Origin of the sequence: Siphonobacter sp. SORGH_AS_1065 (assembly GCF_030818595.1) — a bacterium.
Lineage (GTDB): Bacteria > Bacteroidota > Bacteroidia > Cytophagales > Spirosomataceae > Siphonobacter.
On record NZ_JAUTAM010000004.1, the window covers coordinates 657,384 to 678,671 of the forward strand.

Annotated in this window: 21 protein-coding genes; 4 read left to right on the forward strand and 17 right to left on the reverse strand. The window is 40.9% G+C overall.

The genetic code is table 11. The annotated features are described in order from the left end of the window. Positions 1 to 129 precede the first annotated feature (129 nt). The 9 genes from QE390_RS03435 to QE390_RS03475 form a co-directional block, all read right to left on the reverse strand. A complete protein-coding gene (locus tag QE390_RS03435; RefSeq protein WP_307141108.1) occupies positions 130 to 1,221 on the reverse strand; it encodes a hypothetical protein in 1,092 nt (363 codons plus the stop codon). Beyond that, positions 1,218 to 1,613: a hypothetical protein gene (locus QE390_RS03440; protein ID WP_307141109.1), complete on the reverse strand. Its 396-nt coding sequence runs from the start codon at positions 1,611 to 1,613 to the stop codon at positions 1,218 to 1,220. Before QE390_RS03440 ends, QE390_RS03435 begins: the two co-directional genes overlap by 4 nt. Positions 1,614 to 1,637: 24 nt before the next feature. After that, positions 1,638 to 2,144 (reverse strand): hypothetical protein, encoded by a 507-nt coding sequence (locus tag QE390_RS03445; protein WP_307141110.1) that lies wholly within the window; start codon positions 2,142 to 2,144, stop codon positions 1,638 to 1,640. Between the two features lie 241 nt (positions 2,145 to 2,385). Further along, positions 2,386 to 2,763 carry a hypothetical protein gene (locus QE390_RS03450; protein ID WP_307141111.1) on the reverse strand — a complete coding sequence of 126 codons (378 nt, stop codon included), beginning with the start codon at positions 2,761 to 2,763 and terminating at the stop codon, positions 2,386 to 2,388. Next, complete coding sequence (gene mobF, locus QE390_RS03455; protein WP_307141112.1) at positions 2,741 to 5,464, reverse strand: MobF family relaxase; 2,724 nt, start codon at positions 5,462 to 5,464, stop codon at positions 2,741 to 2,743. Before mobF ends, QE390_RS03450 begins: the two co-directional genes overlap by 23 nt. 214 nt (positions 5,465 to 5,678) lie before the next feature. Continuing rightward, positions 5,679 to 6,254, reverse strand: coding sequence for a hypothetical protein (locus QE390_RS03460; protein WP_307141113.1), 576 nt, complete (start codon positions 6,252 to 6,254; stop codon positions 5,679 to 5,681). Then, the gene (locus QE390_RS03465) at positions 6,247 to 6,840 is read right to left on the reverse strand and encodes a DUF6879 family protein (RefSeq protein WP_307141114.1); all 594 of its coding nucleotides are present in this window, start codon (positions 6,838 to 6,840) and stop codon (positions 6,247 to 6,249) included. The genes QE390_RS03460 and QE390_RS03465 overlap by 8 nt, the downstream gene beginning before the upstream one ends. Continuing rightward, positions 6,833 to 7,072, reverse strand: a complete 240-nt coding sequence (locus tag QE390_RS03470) for a hypothetical protein (protein ID WP_307141115.1) — start codon at positions 7,070 to 7,072, stop codon at positions 6,833 to 6,835. The genes QE390_RS03465 and QE390_RS03470 overlap by 8 nt, the downstream gene beginning before the upstream one ends. 100 nt (positions 7,073 to 7,172) lie before the next feature. Beyond that, entirely contained in the window at positions 7,173 to 8,990 is a 1,818-nt protein-coding gene (locus tag QE390_RS03475; RefSeq protein ID WP_307141116.1) for a type IV secretory system conjugative DNA transfer family protein, read from the reverse strand. A 265-nt stretch (positions 8,991 to 9,255) separates the two neighbouring features. Between QE390_RS03475 and mobC the strand changes: the two genes are divergently transcribed. Both mobC and QE390_RS03485 read left to right on the forward strand, forming a co-directional pair. Then, positions 9,256 to 9,639: a plasmid mobilization relaxosome protein MobC gene (gene mobC / locus QE390_RS03480; RefSeq protein WP_307141117.1), complete on the forward strand. Its 384-nt coding sequence runs from the start codon at positions 9,256 to 9,258 to the stop codon at positions 9,637 to 9,639. After that, a complete protein-coding gene (locus QE390_RS03485) occupies positions 9,623 to 10,759 on the forward strand; it encodes a relaxase/mobilization nuclease domain-containing protein (RefSeq protein WP_307141118.1) in 1,137 nt (378 codons plus the stop codon). The genes mobC and QE390_RS03485 overlap by 17 nt, the downstream gene beginning before the upstream one ends. 70 nt (positions 10,760 to 10,829) lie before the next feature. On the opposite strand, the gene QE390_RS03490 is transcribed toward QE390_RS03485, so the two are convergent. Continuing rightward, on the reverse strand, positions 10,830 to 12,044 hold the full coding sequence (locus QE390_RS03490; RefSeq protein ID WP_307141119.1) for a site-specific integrase: 1,215 nt from the start codon (positions 12,042 to 12,044) through the stop codon (positions 10,830 to 10,832). A gap of 241 nt (positions 12,045 to 12,285) precedes the next feature. Here QE390_RS03490 and mnmA point away from each other — a divergent pair, with 241 nt between their 5' ends. Next, positions 12,286 to 13,398, forward strand: a complete 1,113-nt coding sequence (mnmA, locus tag QE390_RS03495; protein WP_307141120.1) for a tRNA 2-thiouridine(34) synthase MnmA — start codon at positions 12,286 to 12,288, stop codon at positions 13,396 to 13,398. Between the two features lie 128 nt (positions 13,399 to 13,526). Here mnmA and QE390_RS03500 read toward each other — a convergent pair whose 3' ends face one another. From QE390_RS03500 to QE390_RS03510, 3 genes are all read right to left on the reverse strand, one after another. Then, positions 13,527 to 14,483: a LiaI-LiaF-like domain-containing protein gene (locus tag QE390_RS03500; protein WP_307141121.1), complete on the reverse strand. Its 957-nt coding sequence runs from the start codon at positions 14,481 to 14,483 to the stop codon at positions 13,527 to 13,529. A 44-nt stretch (positions 14,484 to 14,527) separates the two neighbouring features. Further along, positions 14,528 to 14,815: a LiaI-LiaF-like domain-containing protein gene (locus QE390_RS03505; RefSeq protein WP_106635389.1), complete on the reverse strand. Its 288-nt coding sequence runs from the start codon at positions 14,813 to 14,815 to the stop codon at positions 14,528 to 14,530. A 113-nt stretch (positions 14,816 to 14,928) separates the two neighbouring features. Next, positions 14,929 to 15,330 carry a PspC domain-containing protein gene (locus QE390_RS03510; protein ID WP_307141122.1) on the reverse strand — a complete coding sequence of 134 codons (402 nt, stop codon included), beginning with the start codon at positions 15,328 to 15,330 and terminating at the stop codon, positions 14,929 to 14,931. Between the two features lie 487 nt (positions 15,331 to 15,817). Here QE390_RS03510 and QE390_RS03515 point away from each other — a divergent pair, with 487 nt between their 5' ends. After that, entirely contained in the window at positions 15,818 to 16,663 is an 846-nt protein-coding gene (locus QE390_RS03515) for an SDR family NAD(P)-dependent oxidoreductase (protein WP_307141123.1), read from the forward strand. Positions 16,664 to 17,036: 373 nt separating this feature from the next. On the opposite strand, the gene QE390_RS03520 is transcribed toward QE390_RS03515, so the two are convergent. The 4 genes from QE390_RS03520 to QE390_RS03535 form a co-directional block, all read right to left on the reverse strand. Beyond that, positions 17,037 to 17,579 carry an HD domain-containing protein gene (locus QE390_RS03520; protein WP_307141124.1) on the reverse strand — a complete coding sequence of 181 codons (543 nt, stop codon included), beginning with the start codon at positions 17,577 to 17,579 and terminating at the stop codon, positions 17,037 to 17,039. 267 nt (positions 17,580 to 17,846) lie between these two features. Then, entirely contained in the window at positions 17,847 to 18,428 is a 582-nt protein-coding gene (locus QE390_RS03525) for a helix-turn-helix domain-containing protein (RefSeq protein WP_307141125.1), read from the reverse strand. A gap of 51 nt (positions 18,429 to 18,479) precedes the next feature. Beyond that, positions 18,480 to 19,646: a DUF5690 family protein gene (locus QE390_RS03530; RefSeq protein ID WP_307141126.1), complete on the reverse strand. Its 1,167-nt coding sequence runs from the start codon at positions 19,644 to 19,646 to the stop codon at positions 18,480 to 18,482. A 349-nt stretch (positions 19,647 to 19,995) separates the two neighbouring features. Next, positions 19,996 to 21,222: an FtsX-like permease family protein gene (locus QE390_RS03535; protein ID WP_307141127.1), complete on the reverse strand. Its 1,227-nt coding sequence runs from the start codon at positions 21,220 to 21,222 to the stop codon at positions 19,996 to 19,998. Positions 21,223 to 21,288 lie beyond the last annotated feature (66 nt).

The window sequence follows — 21,288 nt, forward strand, 5'->3', positions numbered from 1 at the left end:
ATGAATAATATTTTTCAGATAAAAACCTTTCTCTGCTTAAAATAAGAACTTATTATTCTTTTATAAGTTAAAGTATTAAATAGTTTGTTTATGAATACGGATAAATATATTACTTGATTAATGGATGAATTATTTTTTTATAAGTTGATTTGTATAAATAGCATAACTTAAAGAAAATTTACTTCCCGAATTAGTTCGATGAGGAGTATCTCCACCATATGCTATACCAAGCCATCCTTTTAGTACAGGTAAATGGTATTCAACTAAAATTGCTGTATGTCTCCAATTTTCATTTAGATGAGAACCTTGATAGTCTGACCAGATATTAGCAAATTCAATGGAAGCTGCTAAACGATTATTAGCTATACCAGGGAAAAATCTTGCCCTAGCTCCTACGACATATCGGCTTTGCTCTAATTCTGAATTGACTTGATTGAAGCTACGAGTGATTTTTCCACTAATAGTTATTTGTCCAAGTGAATGAAAAAGAGGACGACCATATGCGGCCCATAAGCCGTATTTATCACTTTTAATACTATCTGATGTAAGGATGCTGCTTTTTGCTCGTAACATATATGCAAGACCTACATCAAACTTCTCTGCATTCCACATTCTTTTAAAATAACTATTTCGTATAGAGTCTAGCCCTTTACTTAATGCTTTCACTATAAGTTCATTGTAATTTTTTCCGTCAATAGATCCAGGGATGCCTTCTAAAGGTATATTAATATTATTATAAAGATTTATTAGTTCTGAAAGGAAGCTACTATTTGCTCTCGGGTCGCTTTTATCTAAAATAGGAATTCGAATTCCACAGCTGAGCAATGCGTCATTTTTTATATCCTGGTCAGAAGCCGTGCCTAATGAAAATACACTCCTCCATAAAGCTCTTTTACCTTTATTTTCTTGATAATCTGTAAGAGAAAATGATTTTTTAGTAGGTATTAATGTAAATATACGAAGGTCAAAAGCTGTTCCGGTTTTTAATTTCTTTCCATCGTAAATACTCGGAATTTGAGTAGCAAAATCTTGCGGTGTGCTAAGGTTAACTACTTCAGATGTTTTTCCTGGTAAGAGCTCAAATGCAGGGGATGTAGGCACTCCATAGGATACAGTATTTACTATTTTTGAAACATCCTCTTTGGACGCTTGAGCTAAAAGTAATGTATTTGACAATGTAGTAGCCAATAATGATAACCAGATTGCGTATATATTTTTCATGATATAATCAATTGAAATTCAAACGTGTAAAAGATGTCGGTATCTTTGATCATTCCAGATCCTCCATCTTGAGGAGAAATTTGATAAATACTTTTTTGACCTTGAAAAATTTCAATAATTACTTGGAAACTAGATGGTGTACTATCTTGAAAATGAAATACTATCCCGTTTATAAAAAAGTAAGTCTTGTTAAGTTTATCAGGCATCCCCAAGAGAAGTTTCATATTGGAATTATTCGGGTGGTTATTAAATAACCCTATACTAAACCACCGTGAGTTATCTGGATTGAACTGAAATACTTTTCCAGCAGTTAATTGTGGGGTATTAGGAATATGAATTTTAATGCTAATTGGATCTTGGCTGAGCTTTATATTTATTGGATTAGAAGACATATTTTTAAAATTTTACAGGTTCAACTAACTAGGAATATGTGTAGGTGAATTGATTGCTATAATTTTTGAAAGTACTTCGTCAGATTTTATATCATTTTCTAGTGATATAATATTATTTTTTTCAATTGTACTAATTCTATTTTCAACGATATGTTGATTTTTAATTTCTTTATTTGCTTTTATAATACCTAAAATGCTGCTCCAAAAAGTTGAACCTCCGGTTGCAAGAATTCCAATAATAAAAGAAGGAATTTTTATGTTTTCAGATAAAAAATAAACATCACCAAAAAAATTTAGTTTATTTTCTTTATTTATAAAGCTAGCTAAAAACCATGCACCTATAAAAGCTATTAATTGTACGGAAATCCTTCGACGCTTATCTGCTACTTTATCCAGTTGACCACTAGGAGTTGTCTTTTCATTATCTAAAAATTCAGGCCAAATCGTTTTTGCTACTGTAACAATGCGTTCAGTAGATATACTAATAGATAGAATAATGGTAATGATTTCTATAAGAGTATTTGTTTTCATAGATATTTTTATTTTGGTTAAATTATCATTTAGTAGTCCTTAAAATGAAGTAAGGATAAAATATTTATGTATAATGAATGACATTTTTAATGAGGGAAATTTAAAATATATTATTTATGTTATTAATACTTATGTGTAAATATTTTGTATACCTATTAATGGGTATTTTAAAGGTATAATATTTTTTATAATTTGCTATTTATATCTTCTATAGAGCAACTATAAATTCCTATTATGTAAATTATTTCACAACTATATCAGTAACATGAGGTTGATTGTTAAATTCATACCGGGGAGATATTATATGGATATTCTTAGGTAAATGATCCATAAACAAATCAAAGAGTGCATTAAGTGGGTATCCTTTTAATTCAACTTGATACGAACTAAAATGTAACGTCATCATTTGATGATCATTGTGAGGGATAAGATCAACTCTAGCTAAATAAGCATAGTTGAAAAATGCTTTTCGGCCAGAGTTTAAACAAAAGCATACATTGCGAACCCGCTCATCGGGATGATGGAGTTCAATGGAAGGCCATGCATTCGTTTCCTCTTCAGTAACATCACTATCAAGGCATGATACCAAATTGGTTTTAAAGTCTGAGTTTGGCGACATGCACCAATCCTTTCAAAGACGATTGCTCTGACGGGTTTACTGGGCTTTGTTTTTGCAGTTTGCCTTGGTTCAATTGTTGTTGACGAACCACTTGCTCAACCTGTTCGTGGATAGGTCTAGCTAATAATTCTAATGCGGAGGTTCGGTCACCCGCTTGAGCGGATTGATTTATCAATCCGTCTATGTCATCCGTGTAGATATGAACACGATGACGTGCTCGTGACACTGATACGTAAAACTGATTGAGGTTCGTCGCTACGAAGCTGGCGGCTGGCTGAGCGATGAAGATCTCATCTACAGTTTTTCCCTGTGAAGCATGCGAGGTCAAACAATAGGCATGGCTGATATGGCCGAAATCACGAGGCAGGGTGTAAACAAGTTTACTAGTCCTGTTCTTGACCTGAATATCGCCTGTTTCAGAAATACCGATCACTTCTAGCATTTGGCCGTTGTAAAGTCGATGCGTTTTACTGTTACGTGTAATGCGGATTTGATCGCCAACACTCAGGGAAAGAGTAGCATTTTGATAAACCTCAAATTGCGAACTACTTTCCAGAGGGAGCAGGCTGATGTCACCGTTTTCCTGTGCAATCTCTACATTTAAATTACTGATCGTTTTTACGACGCAACGAGCACCCCGGCGAATATTGCCTACCGTTTGATTAAATTGAATAGTCTGGCCTCTTTGATAAGAGCGGCAATCTTTTTTTTCTGCTTCAGTCGAGGATTGGTTGATGAGTTGTGGTATTAAATATTCTTTCTCACTTATTCGTCCCACGTCCCGCAATCGTTGCCGGATCGCATCTGTTACGAAAACCCCTTGCTGATGGGTGGGACAAATAGCCAAGGCCGTCTTACCTGTTTGTATGACCTCCACATAGGCTTTCGCTAAAGGCTCAAAGCCTGTCAGTGGATCAATGACATTAAGAGCCTTGAGCTCCCCCAGCCGCTCGAACGCTTGTTTAATATGGCCTTCTGACAATTGCTGGACGGCTTCTCGATACAGAGGCTGTTTCTGCCGGAAAATCTGGCTGACTTGAGCTGACGGAATACCTGCAACTGTATTTAATATACGCAATGCATCTCCTCTAAGGACGGGGGCATGTTGACGAGTATCACCACTTAAAATCAACCGGGCATTCTGTTTGATGGTTAGTTCCAGCAAGGCGCTCATATCCTTTGTACCCAATAGACCTGCTTCATCCACCCATAGAACGTTATCCTTCAATTGAGCTTGCAGTTGAGAGTTGGATAGAAGTTTTGCAACGGTTTCGGCTTCAAAGCCTTCGCTTTGCAATACACCCCGTGAAGCCTGAGCTGTCGGGGCTGTGAGAATGACCTTTTTGCCTGATTGTTCAATGAAGCGAACAGCCTCTTTCATGAGTGTGGTCTTACCAGTTCCGGCTCGCCCCTGAATAATCGAAACGCGGTTACAGGTCGTCAACACATGCTTAACGGCCTGAGCCTGTTCACCCTTCAGCTCAAGGGCAGGCGGCTTTCGATAGAGCGGTATAAGTGCTCCTTGGCCTTGGCGGGCAAAATTGACCATCTGTTGCTCTTCAGATAACACCTGTCGAGTGGTACAAAGAGGCTTGCCGTGTTCCATAACCGTTATAATCCGGTCATCGCGTTTGAATACGTCTGTTATGATTTCAAGGGTGAGGTCAGGATGACCGAGACTATGTTGATAGGCCGTCGCCAAAATGCGGCGATCCTGTACGACTGAGGCCCGTTCCAGACGTAAGGCCAACGCATGATCCAGACACTGACTGGCCAATAATACAGGTTTGGGTTGAGGTGGGGCATAACGTAATGGGGCATTCCCTTCACTCGCATCACTCATGCCCAAAGCAAAGATCTGGTCTCGCCAGTCCTGCTTTAATTGAGAAAGGGATAAACTTTTCTGTTTTTTATTACGGATCTGTGCTCCCAGTTGATCAAGCTCCAAAGCGTTAGTGATGCCATGCTCTTTCGCGTATCGCTCAATTAAACTCGTCCGTTTGGAGAAAAGACGGATGACGTTTTGAGGAACGCCGACCACTTCAAAGGATTGCTTGGTGGGTCGAACCTGATAACCAAGTTGGATAAGCTGATCCGAAAGCCGTTTATAAAATCGGGCTTGGTAATAGGGCATATCCCGTTTGATGTCGCGGAACTGAGCCGCTTTCAATCGCTGTTCAACTAAATCCCACGTCACATTGAATGTAAAGCAGTGGGCATGCAAATGCATATCCGGCACAAAGCCTGATACGGGTCTGGCGGTTTGATGAATGAATTCTGTCCAAAGCAGTTCTTCGGTTTTCCGGTCTTCATCCTGCCCGTTACACCGAACGCGGGTTTGCATGTCCTTTTCAACGTCCAACATAGTTTCCTGAACGCTGGTCTGAAAAGCTTTTAGAATATGATCATCATGGGCTAAAACGTGCAAAACAGAAACGGACTTCGGAGGATGAAAGCTGATATCATAGCCAACAGTCCGATTTTCAGTGGTGCGTGGGGTGAGGGGTTTAGCCGTAAGAGGATGAAGATTATCGCATAGGGCTGCAAAAACCTGCCGGGTAGCCAAACTTGATATTCCCAAACGAGCGGCTAATCGTCCATAAAAATAGCCGGGAGATTCTTGATCATTAAGAAAATAATCAGTTTGACCAAAATAAGCTTTGGCTTGGAGTGGCGAGCAGCTTTGAATCATGCGGATCATGCATGATGGAGTAGCTCAAATAAGCAGAAGAATGGGAAAAAGAATTAATTGGTTAGTGAGCAACTAACAGCAATAACAATAAGAGGATTGTCAGTAATCGCATTAAGAATTACCTACAGACATCTTCCCTAACTTTAAATTATGATTAATTAGATTGTATGTATTACTATATTAACAACAGGGTTTGCTTATAGGCAAATATCTATTTATGTACTTATTTCTTTAAAAAGCGTGCAAACTTAGAAAATAGAATCCTTTTTTTAGATGTTTTATTTAGCTTGGCTTTGCACTGAGCATCTTCTATAAATTTAACAAATTTTTTTTCATGCCAATATTTTACTTCATTCCAAGTTTGGCTAGCAAGAGGATAATTTAAAAAGTTACCCATGTCCTTTATTTCTTCTTGGCTTAACCTTTTGACTTTTAGTATATGGGCTTGATAAGAAGTTTTTATATGTAGAATTACATATAAAATATATCTTTTTTCAGTCTTGGTAAGAGTTTTTGGATCCGCAGAAATATCTGTAATTCTTTCATTTAATTCTTTTTCAACTATACGGCTCCAAATTTCTCTATGATTCTGAGTAAGTTGGCTTATGAAATTTAGTTTTGATAGATTATTGGAAAATCTGAAGGTCTTAATTACATAATACAATCCTACAATAGCTACTATTTTATCCAGAGCTATAGAAGGAACTACAATATCTTTAATAATAGAAATATTATGCTGATGCAGATAATTTACTAAATGTTTAACTACATCATAAATTTGACCAAAGGCATCATTCAATGGAATATTTTTTTAGAAAAATAGAGAACTCAATTGAATAAGATCTAATTATAGAAAATAGTTGAACTAAATTCAGTATATGAGCTGTATCATTAACAATCCATCCACCTTTGAACTCTCCCATATTGTTGTAATCTAGAATGATAGCTTTGTCATGATCAAAAACAGCAAAATCATGTAAGGCAATATTGTTAAATATATCAAGCAGAATATTTTCCTCTAAAAAAAATATCCTTTCACAATGTTCAGAGTTGAATTTGTAATTCTCTATTTCCCATTTTAAGTAACTTGTAAGAGGTAAATGTACAGGGCGGCATCTTATAAAATCAACTTTTCTATTTTTTAAATCTTTGTACAAGTTATAATCGCTTTCTCGAACTGATGGTATAAGATCGATAGATTTTTTAAACTCTCCTTTAGCCATTAATTCATAGCTTAAATTACCTGTTTCAATATAAGTCTGTCTTGTCTCGAGTTTAAGAACTTGAGACAAGACAGACTTCCAGGCCGGACGGTAAAAATCTTTTACAACTGTCGTGTACTCAGATAAACTTATTATTTCACTCGTAGAAATTAGATTATTCATTTGGTATATCCTTTTTTGCTGCTAATAAAGTTACTCTAGGAATTACAACAATTTCTTCATCTGCTCCACAACTAGCTGATTTAGGAAGGTGTGATTTTAAATCAATCGTTCTTTTTTTTCCTATTATGGCAAAGGAGCCATCTTCTAGTTCCCATATATCTGGGCAATTTTCAGATGTTGCACTGCCCCCTCCCTCAGCATGAGGATCAATGCCAATTCTTCTTTTAAACATAGGTGTTATGAAGTTTATATTGTTGTTTTCAAATATAAATAATCTTAAAATATTTTCAAATATGTAATTTCATTTACTCTGTTTTTATTTACGTTAAGATTTATAATATTTTGAAATACGGATTTTCGCTTGCTCTATTTTGTAAGTCTATTATTTGATAATAAGGCCGTTTTGCAAACACTGTTGGCGGATTTCCGCCAAGAAACGCAAACATATAATCAGCCGATCCACGCCTGACTTCATCGGGCGTGACTAAGGGCCTTGGATTCGCATTGGCATCACTCACGCCAAACCAACTTTTCGATGTAATGACATGAGAGGTTTGCCCAATGGCGGCACTCACATAATCTGCTGTAAAATTGTCGTTCACTGAAAAAAACTGCCGGACCGCTGTGTTAGCCGTAAAGGTCTCCCAATTATCTCCGTATTGTCCTTTGAGCTGAATAAGCGATTGCAAGATCGGCCAGACCGTTACTTCAAACCCGGCATAGGTACTCAGAGCTGTCTCAATTTCTGGCAGGTAACCAAGGGCTGCAAACTCATCCAGAAGGAACGTTACCCTTTTGTTCGGTTTTCGAACGACCGACCGCAGAGTGGTGGTTACGATTAGCCTCAGCCACCGTGCATGGCTTTGCAGCTTATCAGCGGGGATAATGATATAAAGAGCCGTGTTGCCATCGGATAGACTGGAAGGGTCAAAACCGGATTGCAGGGCTTTTTGCAAAGCTGGACTTTTCAAAAAATCCGTGGCTTGCAAAACGGAAGAGAGAATACTGCCAAAGGTTTCTTCGCCAGCCTCCATGAGCTTGACAATCTCGTTACCTGCATTGCGGACAATCTCCCCATTGACCGGATCATTGTTAAGCCGCATGCGGGCAATCAGCTCATCCCACTGATCCCCTGCCAGCCGTGCCCATCGCCACAGCGTAGCCAGCGACCGATTTTCGCCTTCCTGCGTTGTCGCAATCTGCATAATTAGGCCCGTTACAATCGAGCGGGCTGTATCGGTAAAGAACTTGTTCTTGTCTGATTTCTCAATGGGGACAAGCATTTCAGCGATCATCTGGGCATCGTCGACGAGATGAATACTGCTAGTATCAGCCAGAATATCGAGCGGGTTATAGGATTCAGATTCCCCAATATGATCGGCCAATAAACCCCAGGGATTGAGAATGATCACTCTGCGGCCGGTACTGCGTTGATAACGAGCCGTGATGGCTGCGTTTTCCCCTTTGGGATCAATAACGGCCCATGAACCTTGATAGCTGGTCAGACCCAATAGATTGGGGATAATGAGGTTCGTTCCTTTGCCGCCGCGTGTACCCGCAACTGTTAAAATGTGCCCTTTGTCTTTAAATACAAAACCCCCGCCAATATAAATGCCGGGATCTTGCCGATAGGCATCCAGTTCACTGGCTTTTGCAAAACGGGCAGAGCCAAATCTATTGCCTTCTACAATCGCGTTATTGATACCGATTTGCCAGCGGCGAAAGACGGTAAACACCATCAGGGATAGAAGCAGATTGAAACTGGTATAGATTAAAAGGACGTAGCCGGTTGCCCGCGATAGGCCGAAGATTCGGAACAGTAGAATTGAGAAAAAAATCAAGGCTGCCCAAATCAGTAAAGCTCCCATGAGCATTGCAAATCGAACAATTGGCTTTAGCGGATAAAGTTCGGGATATTCATCAAGGGGTTTGACAAAACGATTATAGGATCGAACGTAGCCGAGCAGGGCTCCGGTCAGGGTAATGGGCGTTAAGAAAATGCCGATCAGATACAGGATCGCTTTATTGCGGGCGGCTGGGTTGGGGTGAAACCGGAAAAGCTCAGCAACTTCATCCGAGGTGACACCAAACCATACATTGAGCTTTGTTTGAGGGGGCTCAAACGCTGCGTCAGAATAGGTCTGATCCATAGAGGCAATGAAGTGTTTAAGGTGCGGTGATTGAACGAACTAAAAATAAGAAGAAAATCATTCAATCCAAACGTACACCCCTAAAAATCAAAAGATTATCGTAAAAAATATTGCTCAGAATTAGCTATTCAAACGGCTAAATTCTTATCTTGGTAAGTGCTGTTGCAAGACGTGGTTTGTAGCTACAAAAACATCGTTTTCGAGCTTTCCAAACCGTTCTTGTAAGGGCGAAAAAATCCTCCCTTAACCCTCCTTTGACTAACGCATGATGGCTCGCCCGCAAAAAATGGGTGACCAGAAACGTGACCTAACCATTCGGGTTCGTGTCACGTCCGCTGAAAAACAGCGGATCTGGAAACTAGCCGCAGAAGCGGCTGTAACCCCCAGTGATTTTTTACGGCTCAAGGCTATGGGTAGCGAGCCCTTGCGTCAGGTTCCGACCCCCGAACGGGAATCCCTTCTAAAGGGATTGGCGGAACTGGGAAAAGTGGGAAGCAATGTCAATCAGATTGCCCACACGCTCAACCGCTATCATAGCAATGGCTACCTGATGGGCATTCACGAAGAGGCCATGCAGACCACGCTTGAGGCGTTGGATGAGTTGACAGCCCAGCTTCTAACCCTCTTAAGTCATGGTCATTCGCGGTAATATTCGTGGCAACGGTCAGCAACTTGCTCACTATCTTACGTCCAAACAGGGCAATGAGCGTGTCCAGATTTTGGACGTGGCAGGGCGACAAAACGCCAATGAGACGTATCTGCATCAAACACTGCTGGGCATGTCGCTGTTAAGCGAGCTAACGCGATCCACCAAAGGCTTATACCATGCTCAGATCAATCCGGCTTATCAAGAAGATAAACGGATGACACCGGAAACCTGGCGACGGGCAACCGATATTCTGGCCAGGCATTTAGGACTGGAAAACCAGCGACGCATCATTGTTTTACATACGAAGAAAGATCGAACCCATGCTCACGTGGTCTTTGAACGTTACGATCATCAAACAGGCAAGATTATTCCGCATCGCTTTAGTCGTCTGGCTCAGGATCGGGCTCGAAAAGAAATGGAGCAGGTGTTTGATCAAAAGCCAACGCCGCATCGTAATCCACATCGCCCTGAACTAAGAGAAGCCCTGACTTTGCTTTGGCAGCAAAGCGAGACAGGAGCTGATTTTATTAAAGCTGTGCATGAAAAGGGTTATCTTATTGCCGAAGGTGTACCACGTCATCCCTTTATGGTGGTAGATGAGCAGGGACGTTCATTTGATCTGGTACGGCAGCTAAAGGGAGTTCGTATAAAAGAAGTCAGGCAACAATTACGACATGCTAAGCTCATATCTGAAAAAGACGCTATCGAACACATGCGGCAAAAGGCAGAGAGTGGATCAAAGGCCAGCCCGATGGATTATCAACAAACAGATGGAGCCTCTCTATCTGCCGCTGAAAAGAAACAGAGACAAGTTAAGACGGCTACTGCTTTTATGGAAGCCAGTCAGGATATATTTGATAAGGCTGATGAAAAGACGAAGGGAATAATAAATGAAAACACGCAAACTACGTTTGAAACTTTTGAGCAGACAAAAAATGAGATGACAGCTACTAAAAACGCTGAGCATAGCACTGAACGGCAACGCATGCTTGCTCTGCAATTCTTTGAAAATGATATTACTGCGAATTCAAATGCTGAGGATGAACTCAAAAAACTTATACAAGAGCAAAAAGATATTCGGCAAAAAAGCCTACAAAAGAAGCGACGCAGATCGCGATAAGGATAAAGTCAGAGAACTTATACAACATATACTTAAGCCGGATAGCTAAAATGACTATCCGGCTTTTTTATTATAAATCTAAAACAGCATCTAAAGCATCATCGGCATCTTTATTAATAAAATTCCCTTGATAGCCGATAGTCGTCGTTATAGAAGTATGCCGATATAGTTTTTGTAGCAGCTGAATTGGGATTTTTTCTCCTGAGAGATTTCCAAAAGTGTGACGGGCAATGTGCATTGTCAAATCTTTTTGAATGCCCGCCGTCTTGGCAAGAAGTTGCAAGTTTCGATCTAACCGCTTGACAGCCGTTGCTATTGCTCTTTGTACCAGATAAGGATCTTCCAAGCTTTCTAGTTTCTGTAATTCTGGAAACACCAAGTCATGATTACTTTCTTTAGGATACGTTTCAAGAATCCGCAACGCTTTTTCGGGCACTTTTAGTGAGCCTGCTTTTAGATTTTTTCCCATTGTGTAATACAGTCGAGCATTGTGAAAATCCATGTGCTTGAGACGCAGTACATCCGAAACACGCATGCCAGCGAAATAAAACGAAACCAACCAGACATTGCGAGCATGAGTCCAATATCGAGGAGCAGAGGAAAGGTCTAAATTTTCAAGCAATTTTAGCTCTTCCAGAGTAAGACCAACTTTTAAAGAGTCGGGTAATCGGATCGTTACTTTGTTTTTGCCAAAAGGATAATGCTTTGGCTCGACTAGGCCTGCGGCAATGGCTTGGTTGTAGATGGTACGGATGAGGATCAAGTGATTGACAATAGTTCGTTCTGTAATCCGCCGCGTTGATTTTAAATACGCTTTAAATCGATTTAGCAAAGGGATTGTAATATCGGTAAAGACAATGTCTTGGCTTTTAAGGAATTCCCGAAAATGTTTGATGCGAGGTTTTTCGGCACTAACTCGGTTGTATTTCCCATGTTTACGAAGGTTTTCAAGATGTTGTTCTGCTTGCTCAAAAAATGAAGTGCCGCTCGTGGATTTGACATGAGAACGTACTGAAACAGAAGAAACAGATTTATGCTGGGTTTCCATTTCCAACATCTTGCCATTAACCTCGGCTTTCTTTTGAAGAATCAAATTATTGAGACGAGTAGAGTTAGGATGTGACTTCTTGACTTTCTGTGCCTTTTCATCCCAGTCAGATTCTTTGACATGTTGTCCTAGATAGATAAACGAGGATTTTCGATTTACTGTAATGCGAAGTGCCAAGGGAAATGTTCCATCCTGATTGGCTTTCTTCCGTAAAACAACTTTCAGCGAGGAGGCCATAAAAATATTAACTTTGCAGGTGAATTAATTTTTATAAAATGTGGTTACTCCGTACCTACTGAGTTTGTGCCTCTGAGATATACATCGTCATTTGGTACAACATAGGTACAACAAATCGTGATTTTCCTTGATTTCATGTGATGTAATGCTTTTGCTAATCTACTGAAAATCAGGACATGACACTACACATCACACCATATTAAACCACTAATCGCAGGACTTTGAACCCTGGCCGATTCGCATGAGCAAACACGGACGTATTTTGGTCGCCATGAGTGGCGGCATTGATTCTTCACTGGCAGCAGTTCTGCTGCATGAACAAGGCTACGAAGTCATCGGAATGACGATGAAAACCTGGGATTATGCCAGTTCCGGGGGAACGAAGAAAGAGACCGGCTGCTGTAGCCTCGATAGTATTAATGATGCCCGCAATGTGGCCGTACAGCTAGGTTTTCCGCACTATATTCTGGATATCCGCAATGAGTTCGGAGATTACGTAATTGATCACTTTACGGGAGAATACCTGGAAGGCCGCACGCCAAACCCCTGTGTGCTCTGCAATACGCATATTAAATGGGACGCTCTGCTTCGCCGGGCCGATAAGCTGGATTGCGAATTCATCGCCACGGGCCATTATGCAAACCTGAGGCAAGAAAATGGCGGTCTGTCGCACGGTCGTCACGTCGTTTCGAAAGGTTTGGATACCTGGAAAGATCAGAGTTATGTTCTCTGGGGTGTATCGCAGGAGAGCCTTTCGCGGACGAAACTCCCACTGGGAAATTTCCGCAAGAGTGAAATCCGGGAAATGGCAAAAGAACGTGGCTTTTTTGAATTAGCAACCAAGGCCGAGAGTTACGAAATCTGCTTTGTCCCTGACAATGATTACCGTGGTTTCCTCAAACGCCGCATTCCTACGCTCGAAGCGGAAGTAGCCGGTGGTAACTTCGTCGATCAGGAGGGAAAAGTATTAGGTAAGCACGAAGGTTACCCCTTTTATACCATTGGACAGCGAAAAGGACTGGGCATTGCATTAGGCTACCCTGCTTTCGTTACGGAAATCAAAAAGGATACCAATGAAGTAGTATTGGGTTGCGATCGTGATCTGGAGCGTACAGGAATGATCGTAAGTCAGTTGAATCTTCAAAAGTATGCGGAGATTCCCCAACCGATGGAAACGATCACGAAAATCCGTTACAAGCACGAAGGAACGCCCGCCCTCATTACCCAAACGGGAAATCAGATGGAAGTAAGCTTCCATGAACCCGTAACGGGCCTGGCCCCCGGCCAAGCCGCCGTTTTCTACGAAGGCGACGACGTTATTGGCGGAGGCTGGATCATGAAAGCCCTCAAATAAGTTTTGAGTTGGGAGTTTTGAGTTAAATACCTAGCATTTTTGAAAAGAAGAAGGCCGTTAGATCATCTAACGGCCTATTTTTATGGAATACCCTAAACTCAAAACTTATAAACACTAAACTCAAAACGCTAATACCTTTCCACTTCCCATTCGGCGATTCCGCCGTTGAATTTGATGTTTATTTTTTTGGCAGCAGAGTTATAGTTTGAGGTTTCGTATTCATTTCCATCCCTAACAAAACCGTTGAATTTTTTATCGGTTAAGGCTCCGTTTGTGGTAATGCGGCACCCCACACCTTCGGGAACCATAATCTTTATACTTGCTAAGCCCGCGTTTACGTCTACATCGGCCAGGTCTGCTCTATCGCCCAGCTTCAGTTCCATTTCGGCGGCTCCAGTTTTGAGTCGTACTTTCTGAACGTTGAAAGGCGTCAGGTCAAAATCTACCTTCCCCGCCCCTACCTGCATATCCAGATCCCAAACGGGTTTAGGATTCAGGCGAATGGCTACGTCGTTGTGAGTATGCTCTTTCAATTTCCAGTTGCCTTTCCCTTTCATAGCAAGCACTACTTCGTTCGACCCACTACCGCTCATGCTCTTCAGCGAAAGATTTCCGAAATCAAGATTACCGTCCGCTTCCACGAGTTCTTTATCGGTGGTTCCCATTGTAAACTCTGCCGCCCCTCCTTCGAGTCTAAACGTCGCCGATTCAATGCTATCCGTCATCGGTTCCGCCAGGTATTGTTTACCCCCTCCGTACGATTCTACCGATTCTTCAATGTCCTCCTCTTCCTCGTGGTCATCGTCGCTCCAGGAGCTTTCAATAGTAACCTCATCTCTTACCTTATCCCGTACTTTTGTCGCAATAAAAATGGGAATACAAATACCCAGCAGCACTAATACGATGACCGTAACGGCTCTGTTTGATTTTCCCAGGATCATGTTCAGTCCAAGTACTACAAACAGTAAGGGCCAGAAACGAAATATTTCGCTAAAGTGAAAATCAAACCAGTCCATGTTTCTGCCCAGAAACAGAAAACCGACTAATATAAAGATGGCTCCGATTATTATACTTTGGGGTTTCATATCGTAGAAGCACAAGCCGTGCAGTTAAGGTATGTTTGATTGACTTAGAGAGGAGTATGAGGTGTTTGCGGCGTTTCAGGAGTCTGCGGGGGCTGTGGAGCCTGCGGATCTTCCGGGAAATGCGTATAGGAAGTAGGCGGATCCAGAGGGGGATCATAGGGCGGTTGCGTCTTATCCCGAACCAGTATCCAGACACCCCAGCTAATCAGCAAAATGGGCCAGTAACGCCAGATGGCAGACCAGTCAAAATCAAAAAACCCCAATTCTTCGCCCAATTTTATTAGGCCAAAAGCAATAAAGCAGGCACCTACAATGACACGCGAGGATTTCATATCCGTAGAGTTTTGGTTAATGAAAAATGAATAGGCTGAGGAGTCAAAATGGAAACAGGGTAACACTTCAATAGAGAGGAAGTTACCCTGTTTTCTAAAGATTAAAATGAGACTTACTCCGCTATTTTTTCACGAATCTGATCCTTGAAAAGGATGCACAATCCGATTACGATGAAGAGCACAGGCCAGAATTTGTGCCAGCTAAACCACCAGGTAAATTCATCAAGTAGGAAAATGCTACCCAATAGGATCGCTACAATCCCCCAGGCCCGGCTGTTATTGCTTCGCTGAGGTGGTGTGGAAGTAGTATACTCCGTAGCATAGGTGCCGTCCAGACGTTTGGGTAAAGCAATCCAGAGAATGATATAGGCAATGATAAAAGGAGCATGAGTAAAGATGGCTCCCAGAACAAACAGTACCCGAACCAGGGCTACATCAATGTTCAGGTAAGCAGCCAATCCGGCAGCTACTCCACCAATCATTTTTTGCGAGGGAATACGTTCTAAGCGGTTCATGGCTATAGGGTTTAAACAGTGGTTGTCGAATGATGAAGCACTTTTGCTTCGTTGTTGTTGATTCAAAATTCAGCAGAATTTCTCTTTCAGTGAAGCCAATTGGGGCAGGTGGTTAAAGCAAACGGATCAACGGACTATTTTATGGATAGAACTAGGCAATACATAGTACCTCCCCTTTTCATTTACTAACTTTTAGTGATTTATAGAAAGAAAAAATGCCAAATCAGGTATTTCTACGTAATCAAATCCAGAAAAATCGACCCAGCTTTGTATCATCAACCTTCATCCCTTCCCAAAAAATTGCTTGTGTAGCAAAGCCATGGAAACAAAAAGTGAATAAGTTTTGTCAAGATTGAAACACCAGTATCCGCATTTGTAATTATACTACTCCAACTCACGGTATCGAACCCACCTCCTACGGTGGGTTTATTATTTTAGGGCCATGGCTAATTTTTTTTACTAACCTTAACGTATCATTTTAGAGGTTATGTCAACTATTGCTCTTATTACCGGGGCGAACTCCGGTTTAGGCCTGGCGACGGCTCAGGCACTTGCTCACAAAGGATTTGATCTTATTTTTCTGGTGCGTTCACGCGAGAAAGGTGAACAGGCCCGAAAACAGATTCTGGAAAAAACGCCTCAGGCCCGCATTGATCTTTTTTTCGCCGATTTAACCAACATGGATTCCATCCGGCAGGTTTGCCAGCAAATCCATCAGAAATACGATCGGCTGGATTGCCTCATTAATAATGCAGGGTACGCTCCAGCTCAGCTAGAATTCACCCGCGATGGCTACGAAAAAAGCTTTGTTGCCAATCATCTAGGCCATTTCCTCCTTACGCTCGAACTTATTGATTTACTAAAAGCCAGCGGAAAAGGACGAATCATTAACTTGTCTTCCGCCGCTCATGCCATGGGAAAAAGCCGTCGTTTTTTCCTAAAGCATAATTCGAAAATGAACATCTGGTCAGCCTATGGTGACGGAAAACTGGCTAATCTGTTATTTACCGTAGCATTAGCGAATCGCTTAAAGGGACAAAATGTATCGGCCTACGCGGTGCATCCCGGCGTAGTGAACACTCAATTTGGTCGAAATTTTACGGATTGGTGGAAGTACGGTTTTGGCTTTTTACGTCCTTTCATGATTACCACCGAAGAAGGGGCTCAAACTTCTATTTACCTCGCCACAGCAGACTTGCCCGAATCGTATAATGGCGGTTATTTCTCCAAGTCAAAACCTGCCCGAATTTTAAATAAGGATGTAAATGATTACAATGCTCAATTGCTGTGGAAGCGAAGTGAAGAAGCTCTCGGCGAACGATGGATGCTATAAGTACAAGCTTATTTTTAAAAAGATAAGATTTTAGAACTAATGCATCCTCCTAAATTTTCTTTGGATAATAATTGAGTTTTATTCCGAACATCACCAGGATATACCTACGAATCAGGAAGCGATCAAGCCATTAGTATTCCATCAAAATAGAAATGTTTATACATTCTTTAATCAATCATTAATTAGAATTAATTATATAACAAATGAATATTTTATATGAGTTATACCCATATCAAATTATATATGTATTTTAAATTTTATTCTATTATTATAGTCATAAGTTACTATAAAATCAGTAAATGGTGTTTTAATCTCTGTTCAATAGTTTCTATAAGGGTAACGTAAATTATCGATGCGTATGCTCTGTAGTTACTTAAGATAAATTACCCTGCAAATGACGAAGAGCAATGGTGCGATAATGGTCCAGGTTAACGCAAACGGCCTGCATATTCAAGGTGCTCACATCCCATTCGTTTACTTTTAGGCTTAGGAAAAAATAAGGATTTTTCTCATATGCTTTAGCCTCCTTTTCGGACATTACCTCAGGGTAGGTGGGAGAACTAAAAGGAGATTCAAACTTTCTTTCGGGGAACTTCCAGGCCAGGTATCGCTGAGCTTCAGTCTGCATGATCACTACCTGAACTACTTTCTCGGAAAAACCATTGGCCCGCAAATAATCCGAGCCGATTTGTCCGTATGAGCGTCTGGAATTGGAAGAATGGTTGGGTAATAAGTAACCGATGTCATGGAAGAAAGCCGCCAGTATAACTTCATCATCATAGCCTTCTTCTTCGGCTAACTGAGCTACTTGAATGGAGTGTTCAAGGATATTGTGGGGCTCACCGGTGCTCTCTCCAAAGGATTCGTATAACCCCAGAATGGCATCAACGGTAGCCTGCATTTCAAAATTTTTCATCAGTGGAAGTAATTTAATAAACCATTGTTAATTAACACTTTCCGACTTCAGACTATATATAAAAAGCGGCAGGACAAGGTTCTGCCGCTTTTAGTATCGTTTCATTCACTTAACCATATTTAATGAGAAGCCGGGTCGGATAATGTAGCTTAATCACAGCAACAAAAGTAACCGGCATAGATTACCTCAATTTTAAGCGGTTGTGAACAAATTGATAGAAACCAGATTATAATCACGCCTATACCAAGAGATTTTTACTTTCCCAGCTTATGCTTTTTCTCCGAAGAAATACACTACGATTACCTGTGCTGCTTCGTTCCGAAGATTTCTGGATCGGTGCGGCACTCGCCCATCAAAGAATAAAGAATCCCCTTCTTTTAGCTGATGGGTTTCCTCCCCAACGATGTATTCTACTTCGCCCTTAATGATATATTTAAACTCGAAAGCTTCTGTTGTAGTCATGTTTTCCCGCTTGGCGTTGGGCAATAGATCTAACAGGACTAAATCGAGCGTTAGGCCGGAAATATTTTTTGTTAAAATTCTATTATAGACAAAAGAATTATTATCTTCTTTATAGAAGGATTGATACTCTTCTTTTCGACGAACGACTAATTTACCATTAGCTGAATTTTTCGCAATTTCATCAAAAAAAATATTCAGATCTAATCCTAATGAACGAATCAGATTAATCAATACGAGTAAGGAAGGAATCGTACGATTATTCTCGATCTGGGAAATTAAAGCTTTACTCACTTCGGCTCTATTAGCCAATTCCTGTAAAGTTATTCCCTGACCTTTTCTTTTATCTTTTAATTGGCTGCTAATCTGTATTAAGACGTCTTCATTCATAGATTTAAAAAAATAAATTGATTGGCGATTGTGGATGAAAAAGAAAAAGGATTAATGAATTTTACGAAAAAAATACACTGATAAAGTGCTTAACAAAAACATACAAACGAGAGGAATAAAGTAAGTAAATCCCACATAAAATTTTAACCATGACCAATCAGGATGACCAAAATTTTTAAATAAAAGAATACTTACACTTCCTATATAGCCAATAAAGTCAGCGGTATAAAACAGAAATCCAACGTTGGCTTTTTCTTCTCGCAGAGCAATTAAACGCTCAAACAAAATTCCATTAAATGGGACATAAATCAGGTATATTCCTAAACCGATCAGCAACATCCAGAGTACAGGAGAAAGCTGTCCGCTCTGAAAAAGCCAGGAGGCAATGGGGATCAGGAGGCTACCTATTGCAATTATGAAAAGATTCATTCCAAAGGCAGCCTTATTACTCTTAATTAGAAAAACCGATCCGATTAAAACCGTTACTACCAGGCCAATCCAAGTTTCGGTTGTAGCCAGAATTTGGGGGGTTAGTACCCCTAATTCCTGCCATATTTCAACCGCGAAATTGTCTCTTATATCCCGCAGCATGGAGATAAGTACGTAGATCAGAATGAGCAGGATTAATCCGGGGGCCAGAGAAATAAAAAAATTACGGCGATCCTGGGCAGTCATGGGCGTTCTCGGCTTCCGATCCCGTTCGTCTTCCTGGGTAGGCGGCGGAGACACGTGTAGCATCCAGACAAAAAGGATTAGCAAAGGAGTGAAGAATAAGCCTACCACCGCAGGCATCCAGGCGGAGGTAATCCCTAAGTCTAAGAACCAGAGACCAATGGATTTAACTACCCCGGAAGCAATAATGAAACTTAAGCAAATACCCGCTCCGAGTAAATCCGTAATTCGACGGCCTTCCAGAAATCCGAAGACCAGACCATAGACCAGGCCAAGAGCCAGACCGTTTATAAAAAGGAGAAAGCAGTTGTAAGGATATGGGACAATGCCAAACAAAAGAAGAGCCACTTCGGCTATTCCAATTACGATTAAAATGTATTTAGACCTATCCTTTGGCTGAGCTTCTGATATAAACTTAATACCGATTCCTTTTGCAGTGGCATAGCCTAAGATCTGCATTACAACCAGTACTATTTTATAATCAATACCCCATAATTGCAGACCGTTAAAAGTAGCTGCCGCAAATGGTTTTCTAAAAGCAAACATGCAGAAATAAGTACCGAATGCTGCCAGCGTTAACCAAAGAGTTAAAAAGATAGAATTATCAAATTGACGAGTTCTTAATATCGCCTTAACGCTCATACGTAGGTTCCGGAAACCACTGTACCGAAATTCATCAGGGAGGTGATTTTATAGTTTATGTTAACAAAGACTTGACTAAATAAATCAGGGCTGGATAATGAATTAAAAAACTAGACGCACTTTTCAAAAATAACATATATGACTAAAATTCATATATAAACCTCCGAAATTATCTCATTATTTATACCAAGATTACTAAAATCGTATTTTTGCGTTAACTTTTACTATGATTTTTAACCAAAATTCCTAATTGCTATTTTGAAAAGCGAATGGCGTTAACTGGTCGCATTCGGGCAATAATAAACGTAGGTAAGATAAGTACTAAAGTTACTAGTAATAGAATAACCATATTAAGTATTAAAACGATAGCCCAATTAACCTCAATAGGCACATAACTCATGTAATAATTTTCGGGATCGAGCGGAAACAAACGATATTTTTGTTGGATTAAACAGAGACCTATTCCAATCACATTACCGATTAATAAACCTTTCAAAATCATAGCAATACCCTGCCATAGAAAGATCTTTCTAATCTGCCAATTCGAGCTTCCCAGGGCCTTCAGTAAACCAATCATGGGAATACGCTCCATGATAAGCACCAACAGTACGGAAACCATATTGAAACTGGCTACAAAGAGAATGAGGGTCAGAAACACACTGAGATTACGATCAAGCAGGCTCAGCCAGTCGAATAAGGGTAAATACTCATCAATGACCGTGCGTAAGTCCTGTTCAGGCTCAAGCACCTTAACAATTTGAGCTTCTGCTTCCTTGATTCGATTGAAGTCTTTTACAAAAATCTCATAACTTCCTACGGTGTCTGGCCCCCAGCCGTTGAGTTTTTGAACCAGTCTTAAATCGCCCAGAATCAATTGCTTATCCAGTTCTTCCAGGCCAGTTTCGTAAATGCCCGTTACTTTCAATTTCCGGGGCCGGGGCGGGTTCTGGATGAAATAGATTACTACTCCGTCGCCGATGTTAAGCTGTAATTGATTGGCAATATTCCGGCTAATGATCACTTCCTTAGAATCAGTGGTATCGCTCTTAAAGTCTGGCAACTTCCCTTCGACCATGTTCTGCCGAAAAACATTCCAGTCAAAATCATTCCCTACCCCTTTAAAGACAACGCCCTGCAAATTTTCGGGGGTCTTGAGTATACCCGCCTTATGAGCCACCATTTGTAAATGACGCACCAGGGGAAGGGTCTGGTAACTTTCGCTTAGTTTGGATTTTTTCGGCAGGGCCGTTTCTTCGTAGGATTGATTGAGGGTATAACGCGTTACTTTCAGGTGAGCGGACAGACTGAAAAGTTTTTCCTGAATGGTGCCTTTAAACCCTAGCAAAACTGCAAAAGCCAGAATCATAACCGCCAGGCCAATCGCAATACTGGCTACTCCGATGCGGGTAACGGTGGAGGAAAACAGGCGTTGCTCCGTGCGACGACGTAAACGGGCCGCGATAAAACGAGGAAAATTCAAGGGGACTTTTTAGTTTTCAGTGATCAGTTTGCTGTTTTCAGTCGTTTGCTCGTTGTCATGTTTTCG